Here is a 12,550-nt window from a genome sequence, read left to right on the forward strand (position 1 = left end):
TGATCGCTTGAATACAGCTGTCACCAGATCAGTACGGGGCGCACACGTCAGCAGTTAATCCTAAGGCACAATTTATTATTTTGCAATTTATAATTGCTTGAAAATCACACAAAAAAGACATGTCCAAGCATGCCCACAGAGTGCCACACGGCAATAAAAAGATGCTGAGAAATCTGTACCAAGCAAGTTTTTGTTGCAAATAAATTACACCCTTCTGCGCGCCACATTGTCATTTCCACCAAAAAATCGTTGACAATCCATGCTTTGTCATCGCAGCTCGCTGCCGATAGTCCAGGGAGTCCGGGTAAAATAGCGCCTTGCCATACCACACGCATTCACCATGGGGCCTAGACAGCCCCCAACCTTGGACCCATCATTATGTTGCGACTCAACGAAGTAAAACTCTCCCTCGAGCACGACGAAGCGGCCCTGCCCGCCGCCATCCTGGCGCGCCTGGGCATAGCCGCCGCCGATTTGCTCGGCTTTACCGTCTTCAAACGCAGCTATGACGCGCGCAAGCGCAGCGCCGTGGTGTTGATTTACTCGCTGCATGTGGACGTCAAAAATGAAGCGGCCGTGCTGGCGCGCCTGCAGCACGATGTGCACCTGATGCCCGCGCCCGATACCGACTACAAATTCGTCGCCGGCGGCGAACAGCTGGCCGGCCACAGCACTGAACCGCGCCCCATCGTCATCGGCACGGGCCCGTGCGGCCTGTTCGTGGCGCTGATCCTGGCGCAGATGGGCTTGCGTCCCCTCATCCTGGAACGGGGCAAGCAGGTGCGCGAACGCACGGTCGACACCTTCGGCTTCTGGCGCAAGCGCGAACTGAATCCGGAATCGAACGTGCAGTTCGGCGAAGGCGGCGCCGGCACCTTCTCGGACGGCAAGCTGTACAGCCAGATCAAGGATCCCAAGCATTACGGCCGCAAGGTGCTGACGGAATTCGTCAAGGCGGGCGCGCCCGAGGAAATCATGTATGTGAGCAAGCCGCACATCGGCACCTTCCGCCTGGTCAAGATGGTGGAAGAAATGCGCGCGAACATCGAGCAACTGGGCGGCGAATACCGCTTCAGCAGCAAAGTCGTCGATCTCGACATCGTGCCGGGCAGCGATGGCGGCCAGGTGCGTGGCGTGGTGCTGGATAATGGCGAAACCATCGCCAGCAACCACGTCGTGCTGGCCATCGGCCACAGCGCGCGCGACACCTTCGAGATGCTGCACAAGCGCGGCGTGTACATCGAAGCGAAACCGTTCTCGATCGGCTTCCGCGTGGAACACCCGCAATCGCTGATCGACAGCTGCCGCTTCGGCCCCAGCGCTGGCCACCCGATCCTGGGCGCGGCCGACTACAAGCTCGTGCACCACGCCAGCAATGGCCGTTCCGTCTACAGCTTCTGCATGTGCCCGGGCGGCACGGTGGTGGCTGCCGCCTCGGAGCCGGGCCGCCTGGTGACGAATGGCATGAGCCAATATTCGCGCAACGAGCGCAACGCCAACAGCGCCATCGTGGTCGGCATCACGCCAGCCGACTACCCGGGCGACCCGCTGGCCGGCATCGCCCTGCAGCGCGAATTGGAAGAGCGCGCGTTTGCCTTGGGCGGCGGCAACTACGATGCCCCGGGGCAATTGGTCGGCGACTTCGTCGCTGGCCGCGCCTCGACGGAATTTGGCAGCGTGGTGCCGTCGTACAAGCCGGCCGTACACCTGACGGACCTGGCGCCATCGCTGCCCGAATACGCGATCACGGCGCTGCGTGAAGCGTTTCCGGCGTTCAACAAGCAGATCAAGGGCTACTACAAGGCCGACGCCGTGCTGACGGGCGTGGAAACGCGTACCTCGTCGCCGATCCGCATCAAGCGCCGCGACGACAACCTGCAAAGCCTGAACACGCGCGGCCTGTTCCCGGCTGGCGAAGGCGCCGGCTATGCGGGCGGCATCCTGTCGGCGGCCGTCGATGGCATCAAGGTGGCAGAGGCGGTGGCGCTGTCGATGGCCGCCGCCTGAGGCCCGTACAGCAGATCAGGCTGCCAGCGGTAGCCTGATCTGTATATGGCAGCCGGGTGTGCTGTCGATGGCGCACACCTGACCGCCCAGTTGCTGCACGATCGTGTAGACGATGTGCATGCCCAGGCCGGAGCCGCCCTGGCCCCGCTTGGTGGTGAAAAATGGTTCAAACATGTGCTCGCGCACGGCCGGCGCCAGGCCGATGCCGTCGTCGGAAAATTCCAGCAGCAGCCAGCGCGCAGCCGCGTCATCGCCGTCCGCCTCGATGCGCGCGCGTATCGTGATGCGCCCTGGACCGCCCTGCGGATAGCCGTGGCGGGCGCTGTTCATCAGCAGGTTCGAGAGGATTTGCGACAGCTTGCCGGCAGCCAGGCGCACCTGACAATCGGGCGCGATGTCGAGTTCCACGCCCAGCGCCGCCTTGCGCAGTTCGGGACTGTGCGCCGACACCAGGCCGTCCACATAGTCGTGCAGGGCCAGGTCGGCCACGTATTCGCTGACCTGGTCCACGGCCAGCTGCTTGAAATTGCCGATCAGGTCGGCGGCGCGCGCCAGATTGCGCTCGATCAAGGCCGCCGCGCCTTTCAGCGACTCGGCAATGTCGATCAGTTCGGCGCGGCTGACCTTGGCGCCGCCGAGCAGTTGCACCAACTGGTCGGCATAACTGCCCATGCTCGAGGCCGCCGTCAGCGCCACGCCGATGGGCGTGTTGACTTCATGCGAGACACCAGCCACCAGCGAACCGAGGGCCGCCATCTGCTCCTGCTCGATCAGGTTCGCCTGCGCCGCCAGCAGCGATTCGCTGCGCTGGCGCACGATTTCTTCCAGCTGTTGGGTGCGCTCCTGGTGCTGCAGCTCGGCCGCGCCGCGTGCCGAGAAGATCGACAGCAGCAGCAAGGCCAGCAAACGCTTGTTTTCATCGATGGGTCGCGTGTCGATGGCCGACAGGATGCCCAGGGTCTTCCCATCGGTATCGATCAGCGGCATGCCGACATAGCTTTCGGCCCGCATGTCGACCAGGAGGCTATCGAATGGAAAGCGACGCTGGATGTCGCTGCCGTGAAAACACATGCTCTGGCAGGTCACGTCCTGGCAAGGCGTGTGCTGCAGGCTGTATTCGATATTCGGCTGGTAGCCATCGCCGCCCCACAGGGCCAGGGTGCGGATGCCTTCGCTGCCATCGTCCAGGCGTACCAGGCGCCCGGCGATCACATAGTGCACGTCGAGCGCTTCGGCCAGATCCTTGACGAGAATGCGCAGGAAGTCGTCGCCACGGGCGTGCGCCGTCGAGGCGGTGATCGAGCGCAGGGCCGCTTCCGCCAGGGTGCGCCGCTGCTCGGCATCGAACAGGGGTTCTTGCGAATTCACATCAAACAACGGAATACTCATGAATGCTCCTGCACGGCACCGCAAGCGCAGGCACACCTGCCGGCGCGGCGACTCTCAGCCATGGCCCGCCCCAGCGGACCTGCCGCGATTGTACCCCTGGCTATTGCTTAATAATACAGATACACAGGAATTTTTTACAGCCAGCCGGAACGCTTGAACAAGTAATACATATAACCGCAGACACAGCTCATCACTGCCACGGCGGCCGGATAACCGTAATGCCAGTCCAGCTCCGGCATGAACTTGAAATTCATGCCCCAGATGCCGGCAAACGCCGTGAACACGGCAAAAATAGCGGCCCAGGCCGCCAACTGCTTGTTCACCTCGCTCTCGTCGATGGCCACCATCGACAGATTCACCTGAATCGCCGTGCTGATCGTGTCGCGGATGGTGTCGAGCGTGCCGTTGATACGGGCCAGATGGTCGTGCACGTCGCGGAAATACTCCTGGGTATCATGGCACAGCGGCGGCACCCGTCCGCCGTGCAGCTTGCCCACCGCTTCCATCAGGGGCGCCACCACATGGCGCAAGACCATGACCTTGCGTTTCAACTGGTACAGGCGTTCGATATTGTCGCGCTCGGTGCCACGGTCGAAGATGCGATCCTCGATCAGTTCCAGCTCCGATTCCAGCGCGTCGAGCACGGGAAAATAACGGTCGACGACGGCGTCCATCAGCGCGTACAGCACGAAGGCCGAGCCCTGGCGCAGCAAGTGCGGTTCGCGCTCGGCCCGCGCGCGGACACCAAGGAAACCTTGCGAGCTGTTGCTGCGCGACGAGAGCACGTAATTGGCACCGACAAAAATGTCGACTTCGCCCAGCACCAGTTCGTTCTCGACCATTTCCACGGTTTTCACGACGGCAAACAGGGAATCGCCATATTCCTCGATCTTCGGGCGCTGATGGCCCCGCTGCGCATCTTCCACCGCCAGTTCGTGCAGGCAAAACTCGTGCTGCATCTGTTTCAGTTCGTCCGGCGTGGCGTCGAGCAAGGCCACCCAAACGAAACAATCGGGGCGCTCGACGTAATCGCTGATGTCGTCGATTGGCAAGTCGGCCAGTTTTTTGCCATCCTGGTAGGCCACGCAGTTTATGAGCATGCTATTCCACAGTTCAAGTTAACACCGGACGAAACAGTCCGGCAGGCGCCAGCTTACCTTATCGCCTGTCATTGTTGTGGGTGTTGTGGCGTGCGAGAAACGCCAAGAGGGGAAGCGGACGGGGCGGGGCCCCGTCCGGCAATGCATCAGTCGTCCTTGGCGCCGTCGATGCCCAGTTCGGATATCTTGCGGGTGATGGTGTTGCGGCCGATGCCCAGGCGCACGGCAGCGTCATTTTTGCGCCCGTGCGTATGCTTGAGCGCCGTCTTGATCAGGGCCGACTCGAATTGCCGCCCCAGCACGGCCATGACTTCCTGCTGCCCCGCCCCGAGCATGCCGGCCGCCTGCAATTCCAGTAAACCAATCCAGCCCGGCGGCGCGCCATTAGCAGGCGCGGCCGCTTCGAAGACCTGGCCGCCCTGCACATGGGCAACGGCCGCCGGCGCAGTGTCGCTCGCCGCCACCGTGGCGGCGCCATCGCCCTGCCCCTGCGTCAATTCCAGCGGCAAGTCCTTGATTTCCACCGTCTGGCCTGGCGCCATGACGGTGATCCAGTTGCACAGGTTTTCCAGCTGACGCACATTGCCGGGCAAGTCGAGGCTGCTGAGGAACTGCATCGTCGGTTCGCTCATGCGCTTGGCTTCCACGCCCAGCTGACGCGCGCTTTGCACCAGGAAGTGGCGCACCAGAATGGGGATATCCTCGCGCCGCTCCCGCAAACTGGGCAGGCGCAGCCGGATCACGTTCAGGCGGTGGTACAAGTCTTCGCGGAACAGGCCGTCGCGTACGCGCTGCTCGAGGTTCTGGTGCGTGGCCGTAATGACGCGCACGTTCGCCTTCATGGGCTGGTGGCCGCCGACACGATAAAAATGGCCGTCGGACAGCACACGCAGCAAGCGCGTCTGCAGGTCGAACGGCATGTCGCCGATTTCATCGAGGAACAAAGTGCCGTTCTCGGCTTGCTCGAAGCGGCCGCGGCGCGTCGTCTGCGCGCCCGTAAAGGCACCGCGTTCATGGCCGAACAGTTCGGACTCGAGCAAATCTTTCGGTATCGCCGCCGTATTGAGGGCAATGAAAGGCTGCGCCGCGCGCGGGCTGTGCTTGTGCAGCGCGCGCGCTACGAGTTCCTTGCCGGAGCCGGATTCGCCCGTGATGAGTACGGTGACATTCGATTGCGACAGGCGGCCGATGGCGCGAAACACTTCCTGCATGGCCGGCGCCTGGCCGAGGATTTCCGGCGTTTCGGACGGGCCCGACTCGACGCTGGTCTCGCGCAGGCTTTCTTCCAGCGCGCGGCGGATCAGCTCGACGGCCTTGTCGATGTCAAACGGCTTGGCCAGGTATTCGAAGGCGCCGCCCTGGAAGGCGGCGACGGCCGAATCGAGGTCGGAAAAGGCCGTGATAATGATGACCGGCAAGCCGGGAAAGCGCGACTTGACCGTCTGCAGCAATTCCAGGCCGGACGCGCCCGGCATGCGGATATCGGACACGAGCACTTGCGGCGTGTCAAATTCCAGCGCGGCGATGGCGTCGCGCGCATTGGCAAAACTCTTGGTGGCGAGATTTTCCCGCGCCAGGGCTTTTTCCAGCACCCAGCGGATTGATTCGTCGTCGTCAACTATCCAGATTGGCTTCATTAGTGTGTGCGTCCCGCAATGGATTTCATGGGTGGGATACCGCCTCGCTTATGGCAAGGGTAGAACGATCCTGAAATCGGTGTATCCAGGCCGGCTTTCGCACTCGATCACGCCCAGGTGCTGTTGCACGAAGGTTTGCGCCAAGGTCAGTCCCAGTCCACTGCCGCCTTCCCTGCCCGACACCAGCGGGTAGAAAATCCGGTCGCGGATCTGGGGTGCGATGCCCGGTCCATTGTCAATGATATGCAAGTCTAATGCCAGGCCGTAACGGACCTTGGCCAGGGTCACCTGGCGCGCCACGCGCGTCTTGAAAATGAGCTCGGCGTCGCCCGCCTCGATGCGCTCGGCCAGGGCTTGCGCCGCGTTGTGCGCGATATTGAGCACGGTCTGTATCAATTGCTCCTTGTCGCCGCGAAACTCGGGAATCGACGCGTCGTAGTCGCGCGAAATGGTCAGGCCGCTGGGAAACTCGGCCAGGATCAGGCTGCGCACGCGCTCGCACACTTCATGGATATTCACGTCGCCCACGATATGCGGGCGGCGGTGCGGCGCCAGCAGGCGGTCGACCAGGGTTTGCAGGCGGTCCGCTTCCTTGATGATGACTTGCGTGTATTCGCGCAGCTCGCTCAGGTGCAGGGCCGGCAATTCCAGCTCCAGCAGCTGGGCCGCGCCGCGGATGCCGCCCAGCGGGTTCTTGATTTCATGCGCCAAGTTGCGGATCAGCTCCTTGTTGACCTGGCTCTGGTCGAGGATGCGCTCCTCGCGGTCGAGTTTTAATTGCTGCACGTTTTCGCGCAGTTCGATCAGCACGCCGTCGCGCGGCGCGTCGAGCGCGCTGACGATGCTGTGCACGCGCAGCGGCTCGCGCCCCAGGCGCTCCAGGCTCAGGTCCTGGCGCAGGTCGGAAAACTTGTGTTCGAGCGCCTGCGCGCAAATGCCGGCCAGCTCCTCGGGATTCAAGAACAGCGCCGTCAGCTTTTGCCGCGACAGGGCCTTCAATGAGCTTTCCAGCAAGTTTTCCGCCGCCGCGTTGGCATAGCTGATGCGGCCGTCGCCATCGAGCAGGATCACGGCCGAAGCGAGCAAATCAAGACCGGCCAGGTGGGCGGGACGGCTGGAATGGTTGTCTAGTGTCATGTGCTTTACCGAATATTCGCGATCTCGCGTTTCAGGGCCTCGACGTTCTGCTGTGTCCGGCCAATGTTGTCCTTCAACTGCGCCACTCTTTCCTGGTATTTCGCATAGTTACGCTCATTGCCCTGGCGCTCGGGCTGGCCGCCGTTGAATTCCAGGCGCTGCGCCGCCAGCTTCTGCTCTTCGCTGCGCAATTCGTCCTGCAGGATCTGGCGCCGGTCCAGGTCGCGCGCGCGCTGCTCGGCGCCATCGACCTTGGGAAACGCACCAGCGACAGGCGCCGCCGTGGCCGCCGCCTGCGTGGCGGGCCGGGCCGGCACGCCGGCCAGCGGCGCCGTCCTGCGTGGCGGCTCCGTCATGGCGCCCGGCAAATCGAGCAGCTGGCAATGCGCGCCGGCCCGCTTGTCCGTGTACGTCTTGTGTCCTTGTGCATCGGCGCAGACATACAGCTGCCCGTGCGCCTGTGCCGCCGCGCCCAGCAATCCTGCCATCAGCGCCATTCTGTAATGCTTGGTCAATCTTCACTCCTGTCAGCACATGCCGTATCAATCCTTGGCCGACTATACAACACCGTACTCTCACCGCCTTGGCGTACAGCATAAAAAAAACGCGGGCAAGACCATCGCCTCACCCGCGTTTTTTATTCACTACCGGCATGTTGCCGGCGTGGCGCCATTACAGCGAGTAGTACATGTCGAACTCGGCAGGATGCGTCGTCATGCGCATACGCTGTACGTCCTGCATTTTCAGTTCCAGGTAAGCGTCGATCATCGAATCGCTGAACACGCCGCCACGGGTCAGGAACTCGCGGTCCTTGTCCAGTGCATCCAGAGCTTCTTCCAGCGAAGCGCACACGGTCGGGATCAGTGCGTCTTCTTCTGGCGGCAGATGGTACAGATCTTTCGAGGCGGCTTCGCCCGGATGGATCTTGTTGGCAACGCCGTCCAGGCCAGCCATCAGCAGTGCGGCGAAGCACAGGTACGGGTTCGCCAGTGGATCCGGGAAGCGCGCTTCGACGCGGCGGCCTTTTGGATTGGCCACGTGCGGGATACGGATCGAGGCGGAACGGTTTTTCGCCGAGTACGCCAGTTTCACTGGGGCTTCGTAGCCTGGTACCAGACGCTTGTACGAGTTGGTGCCCGGGTTGGTGATCGCGTTCAGTGCCTTGGCGTGCTTGATGATGCCGCCGATGTAGTACAGGGCGAAATCGGACAGGCCGGCATAGCCGTCGCCAGCGAACAGATTTTTGCCATCTTTCCATACGGATTGATGCACGTGCATGCCCGAACCGTTGTCGCCAACGATAGGTTTCGGCATGAAGGTGGCGGTCTTGCCATAGCTGTGCGCCACGTTCCACACCACGTATTTCAGGTTTTGCGTCCAGTCGGCGCGCTCGACCAGGGTCGAGAACTTGGTACCGATTTCATTCTGGCCGGCGCCGGCGACTTCGTGATGATGTACCTCAACCGGGATGCCCAAGGACTCGAGAATCAGGCACATTTCCGAACGCATGTCCTGGAAGCTGTCCACTGGTGGCACGGGGAAGTAGCCGCCCTTGACGGTAGGACGGTGGCCGCTGTTGCCGCCTTCGATGTCCTTGCCGGTCGACCACGAACCTTCGTCCGAACCGATCTTGACGAAGCAGCCCGACATGTCGATCTTCCAGCGCACGCTGTCGAAGATGAAGAATTCTGGCTCAGGGCCGAAGTAGGCGGTGTCGCCCATGCCCGACGATTTCAGGTAGGCTTCGGCGCGTTTCGCGATCGAGCGCGGGTCGCGGTCGTAGCCCTTGCCGTCCGACGGTTCGATCACGTCGCACTGCATGAACAGGGTCGTTTCTTCCATGAACGGGTCGATATTGGCCGTGTTTGGATCCGGCAGCAAGATCATGTCGGACGCTTCAATGCCTTTCCAGCCAGCGATCGAAGAACCGTCAAAGGCGTGGCCCGACTCGAATTTGTCCATGTCGAAGTGCGACACGGGAACCGTCACGTGCTGCTCTTTACCACGGGTATCAGCAAAGCGGAAATCAACGAATTTGACTTCGTTTTCTTCTACCATCTTCAAGACTTCTGCGGCTGTCATTGCCATGCGTATCTCCTAAATGAATGTGGGGTGAGCCGACCTTAGTGCGTCTGGGCTGATGAAGCGAAGCAAACATTGCGTGCCACCAAAACTCATAAGGATCATAGCAGATTCCATGCCAGCTTCTGATGGGATGTGGCGGCCCAAGTCAAAACCCGGCCTTGCCAGTGAAAGTTTTCCTGCCCGCGATTTTCCTGCTGTGTTTGCGTCAAATCAAGAATGCACTAAGCAAGTGCAAAAAACGAATAACGCACCATTATCGTGCATTTTGTGCCGATTCTTGAAAAATGCCTCGTTGTGGTGCATACGCGATTCACCATGGTTTTCCGTTTGCGAGGCGCGGACGGCGCACTATAATCGTCCACACCTGCCCACTTTCATCGAGGACGCCATGACCACCGCCGCCGACATCCTGACCACCGCCCGCAGCCGGGCCAATGAAGGTACGCCGTATGCCGGCGCCGTCACGCCGCAGGAAGCGTATGACCTGCTGCAGGGCGATCCCGCCGTCAAGCTCATCGACGTGCGCACGAATGCCGAGCGCGACTGGGTGGGCCGGGTCGACATCGCCGATACCCAGCATGGTGCGGTGCAGTGGGCCACCTACCCCGGTGGCGTGCCGAATCCCGATTTTATGCAGCAACTGGCCGCCCAGGCCGGCAAGGACGAGGTGCTGCTGTTCCTGTGCCGCTCCGGCGTGCGTTCGCGCCATGCCGCCAAGCTGGCGACCGAGCACGGCTACCTGCACTGCTTCGACATCCTCGAAGGCTTCGAGGGCGACAAGGATGCCGACGGCCACCGCAAGCAGATCGGCGGCTGGTGCAAGGCGGGATTGCCGTGGCTGGGTGCCTGACGTTGGCCGTCTGACTATCTGAACAGTGTTTGATCTGGCGGGCCACCTTGCGGCCCGCCATCGGCTACAACCATCCATGCGCGCCCGATTTTTTCAACTGCGGCGCAAATTCTCCTTGCGAACATGTACCTTATATAGTACAACTTAGAGGTGCGTCATGGATGCTTCCGCCTTGCGGCAGATTACCCTGCTGTTCTATGCGAACGGCAATGGCGGCGAACCCGTGCGCGACTGGCTCAAGTCCTTGCCAGTTGAAGAGCGCCATGTGATCGGGCAGGACTTGATGCATGCGCAATGGCGCTGGCCCGTCGGCATGCCCTTGTGCCGCCACCTGGGACACGGCTTGTCGGAGGTACGCAGCAGCTTGCCCGGCAACCGCATCGCACGTGTGCTGATCTGCCACCACGGCGATTGTCTGGTGGCGCTGCACGGCTTTATCAAGAAAACCCGTGCCACGCCCGATGACGACCTGGCGCTGGCCCGCAAACGCTACAAGGAACTGACATGAACGCCACCGCACCCCACCTCGGCAGCAGTCTCGACGACTTCCTCAAGGAAGAAGGCATCTTCGAGCAAACGCAAAACCGCGCCATCAAGGAAGTGATCGCCTGGCAATTGACGCAGGCGATGCAGGAACAATCGATGTCGAAGACGCGCATGGCGGCCCTGCTGCAGACGAGCCGTTCGCAGCTCGACCGCCTGCTCGACCCCAGCAGCGACGTGACGCTCTCGACCCTGGAACGGGCCGCCGCGCTGGTCGGACGCAAGCTGTCGATCACCCTTGTTTAGTACGCCTATCAAAACCTACTACGCGTCGTAATTTGCGGTCTGCGATGCTCACTGTACCTTCGTACAGTTGCGCTTCTCAACCACAACTTCCTTCCGCTCGCTACGGTTTTTATTAGGCGTTGTTAAGCGAGTGAATTGCTCAGGCAGGCTCTCCTGCCTCGGGATGCTCGCCCATCAGGGTCAGGATGCGCTTGCGCACGAAATTGATGTGGCTGCGCAAACCATACAGGCCATCGGCAAACGACAGGGGAATCGAGATTTGGTTGACCATCTCCTCGATCTGGTCGAGCCGTTTCAATTGCGCCGCATATACTTGCGCACGCTGCTCTGGCGGCACGTCTTCCAGCGCCTGCTCGACCGTGCGCAACTGGCCGTACCAGCGGTACACGCGCGAACGGATGCGCCACACGTACAAGGGTGGCACCACGCGCGACAGGGGCAGGATCAAGGCCCCGAGCGCCACCACCAGCACCCACATGCGGTCAAAGAAATTGGCCAGCCAGAAACTCATGTAGCGCTGCAGCACGGGCGCGCCATCCTTGTAGAATTTCAGCGCTTCCGGTGCGACGGGAATTTCCGTGTAGCGCGCGGACGGGAACTGCCCCTGCTGCTGGAACCAGCCCGTGCCGCCATGGATGCCGGCCGCCGCCTGCACGAACAGGTCGATCAGGGCCGGATGCAAGTCTTCGCGCGCGACCAGGGTGGCCGTCGGCGCGATCAAATGATAATCCTGCGCGGGAATGTTCTGCCCCAGGTCGACGATGCCGCGCGGCAAGACGACATGCGTGAGGAAGGGCAAACGCCGTGTGTACGCTTCCGCTTGCGAAAAATCAAACAGCTTGATGCCCGGCGTTTGCAGCAGCATCTGGATCAGCGGCGCTTCCGGTGCCGAGCTGAACACGAGACCGTCGATGCGCCCTTCCAGCAGCTCCACTGTGGCGGGCGTATTCTGCAAGTCGCTCACCGTCAATTCCTTCGCTTCGACGCCATTCACAGACAGCAACTGCCGGAACAGGCCGGGCACGCCCGTGCCCTCCGGCCCCAGGTTGATCTTCAGGCCCTTCAGTTGCGTCAGTTCCGTCACGGCCTTGTCTTCGCGCATGAACAGCCAGACGGGTTCCGTAAACAGGCTGCCCAGGGAAATCAAGCCATGGCGCTCGGCATCGTCGTGTTCCGTCGAGCCGCTTTGCACGAAAGCAATATCGGTCTTGCCCGCGTTCAGGCGCTGCAGGTTTTCCTGCGAGCCCAGCGACGGTTGCAAGGTCACCTTGATGCCGTGCTTGGCCAGGGTGGCAGCATATTTCTTGCCAAACTCTTCATAGGCGCTATTGTCCTGCCCCGTCGACAGGTTCACCTGGCGTGGCGGCGCCGGGTCGACCAGCCAGTAAGCGAGCGCGCAAAACGCGCCGACCAGCAGCAAGGTGGGACCGGCGGTGGCGAGAAAATCGCGCACGGAAAAGCGGCTGAACGCGAGGATTTTGGACATGTGGTGGCGCATAGGTTTCATGGGTGGCTACGATGCCAAGAAAACCTCAACTATGCAAGGCACTTTCACA

Annotated in this window: 11 protein-coding genes; 4 read left to right on the forward strand and 7 right to left on the reverse strand. The window is 61.6% G+C overall.

Annotated elements, in window-relative coordinates:
• The first annotated feature begins 378 nt into the window (after positions 1–378).
• The gene (locus KO539_RS19740; RefSeq protein ID WP_219311063.1) at positions 379–2,007 is read left to right on the forward strand and encodes an NAD(P)/FAD-dependent oxidoreductase; all 1,629 of its coding nucleotides are present in this window, start codon (positions 379–381) and stop codon (positions 2,005–2,007) included.
• Between the two features lie 15 nt (positions 2,008–2,022).
• Here the strand turns inward: KO539_RS19740 and KO539_RS19745 are convergent, their stop codons facing one another.
• The 6 genes from KO539_RS19745 to glnA all read right to left on the reverse strand — a co-directional run bounded on the left by KO539_RS19745 (position 2,023) and on the right by glnA (position 9,358).
• Positions 2,023–3,396, reverse strand: a complete 1,374-nt coding sequence (locus tag KO539_RS19745) for an ATP-binding protein (RefSeq protein WP_219311065.1) — start codon at positions 3,394–3,396, stop codon at positions 2,023–2,025.
• A gap of 134 nt (positions 3,397–3,530) precedes the next feature.
• Positions 3,531–4,496: a magnesium/cobalt transporter CorA gene (gene corA, locus KO539_RS19750; RefSeq protein ID WP_034760218.1), complete on the reverse strand. Its 966-nt coding sequence runs from the start codon at positions 4,494–4,496 to the stop codon at positions 3,531–3,533.
• A 146-nt stretch (positions 4,497–4,642) separates the two neighbouring features.
• Positions 4,643–6,133 (reverse strand): nitrogen regulation protein NR(I), encoded by a 1,491-nt coding sequence (gene ntrC, locus KO539_RS19755; RefSeq protein WP_219311067.1) that lies wholly within the window; start codon positions 6,131–6,133, stop codon positions 4,643–4,645.
• 48 nt (positions 6,134–6,181) lie between these two features.
• Positions 6,182–7,270, reverse strand: a complete 1,089-nt coding sequence (glnL, locus tag KO539_RS19760; protein WP_035825143.1) for a nitrogen regulation protein NR(II) — start codon at positions 7,268–7,270, stop codon at positions 6,182–6,184.
• A 5-nt stretch (positions 7,271–7,275) separates the two neighbouring features.
• Entirely contained in the window at positions 7,276–7,758 is a 483-nt protein-coding gene (locus KO539_RS19765; protein WP_219311225.1) for a DUF4124 domain-containing protein, read from the reverse strand.
• Between the two features lie 184 nt (positions 7,759–7,942).
• Positions 7,943–9,358, reverse strand: coding sequence for a type I glutamate--ammonia ligase (gene glnA, locus KO539_RS19770; RefSeq protein WP_029496182.1), 1,416 nt, complete (start codon positions 9,356–9,358; stop codon positions 7,943–7,945).
• Positions 9,359–9,743: 385 nt separating this feature from the next.
• Here glnA and KO539_RS19775 point away from each other — a divergent pair, with 385 nt between their 5' ends.
• The 3 genes from KO539_RS19775 (at position 9,744) to KO539_RS19785 (ending at position 10,994) form a co-directional block, all read left to right on the forward strand.
• Entirely contained in the window at positions 9,744–10,205 is a 462-nt protein-coding gene (locus KO539_RS19775) for a rhodanese-like domain-containing protein (protein WP_219311069.1), read from the forward strand.
• Between the two features lie 157 nt (positions 10,206–10,362).
• Positions 10,363–10,713: a type II toxin-antitoxin system RelE/ParE family toxin gene (locus KO539_RS19780; protein ID WP_219311071.1), complete on the forward strand. Its 351-nt coding sequence runs from the start codon at positions 10,363–10,365 to the stop codon at positions 10,711–10,713.
• Positions 10,710–10,994, forward strand: coding sequence for an XRE family transcriptional regulator (locus KO539_RS19785; protein ID WP_035825129.1), 285 nt, complete (start codon positions 10,710–10,712; stop codon positions 10,992–10,994). The genes KO539_RS19780 and KO539_RS19785 overlap by 4 nt, the downstream gene beginning before the upstream one ends.
• Before the next feature lie 139 nt (positions 10,995–11,133).
• Here KO539_RS19785 and KO539_RS19790 read toward each other — a convergent pair whose 3' ends face one another.
• Positions 11,134–12,480 (reverse strand): TAXI family TRAP transporter solute-binding subunit, encoded by a 1,347-nt coding sequence (locus KO539_RS19790; protein ID WP_219311073.1) that lies wholly within the window; start codon positions 12,478–12,480, stop codon positions 11,134–11,136.
• Positions 12,481–12,550 lie beyond the last annotated feature (70 nt).

The sequence above is a fragment of the Janthinobacterium sp. NKUCC06_STL genome, assembly GCF_019345455.1.
Lineage (GTDB): Bacteria > Pseudomonadota > Gammaproteobacteria > Burkholderiales > Burkholderiaceae_D > Janthinobacterium > Janthinobacterium rivuli.

Bases quoted from the DNA above. Each gene is read 5' to 3' on its own strand.
- KO539_RS19740 (WP_219311063.1), top strand. From the start codon at position 379: ATGTTGCGACTCAACGAAGTAAAACTCTCCCTCGAGCACGACGAAGCG.
- KO539_RS19745 (WP_219311065.1), bottom strand. From the start codon at position 3,396: ATGAGTATTCCGTTGTTTGATGTGAATTCGCAAGAACCCCTGTTCGAT.
- corA (WP_034760218.1), bottom strand. From the start codon at position 4,496: ATGCTCATAAACTGCGTGGCCTACCAGGATGGCAAAAAACTGGCCGAC.
- ntrC (WP_219311067.1), bottom strand. From the start codon at position 6,133: ATGAAGCCAATCTGGATAGTTGACGACGACGAATCAATCCGCTGGGTG.
- glnL (WP_035825143.1), bottom strand. From the start codon at position 7,270: ATGACACTAGACAACCATTCCAGCCGTCCCGCCCACCTGGCCGGTCTT.
- KO539_RS19765 (WP_219311225.1), bottom strand. From the start codon at position 7,758: ATGGCAGGATTGCTGGGCGCGGCGGCACAGGCGCACGGGCAGCTGTAT.
- glnA (WP_029496182.1), bottom strand. From the start codon at position 9,358: ATGGCAATGACAGCCGCAGAAGTCTTGAAGATGGTAGAAGAAAACGAA.
- KO539_RS19775 (WP_219311069.1), top strand. From the start codon at position 9,744: ATGACCACCGCCGCCGACATCCTGACCACCGCCCGCAGCCGGGCCAAT.
- KO539_RS19780 (WP_219311071.1), top strand. From the start codon at position 10,363: ATGGATGCTTCCGCCTTGCGGCAGATTACCCTGCTGTTCTATGCGAAC.
- KO539_RS19785 (WP_035825129.1), top strand. From the start codon at position 10,710: ATGAACGCCACCGCACCCCACCTCGGCAGCAGTCTCGACGACTTCCTC.
- KO539_RS19790 (WP_219311073.1), bottom strand. From the start codon at position 12,480: ATGTCCAAAATCCTCGCGTTCAGCCGCTTTTCCGTGCGCGATTTTCTC.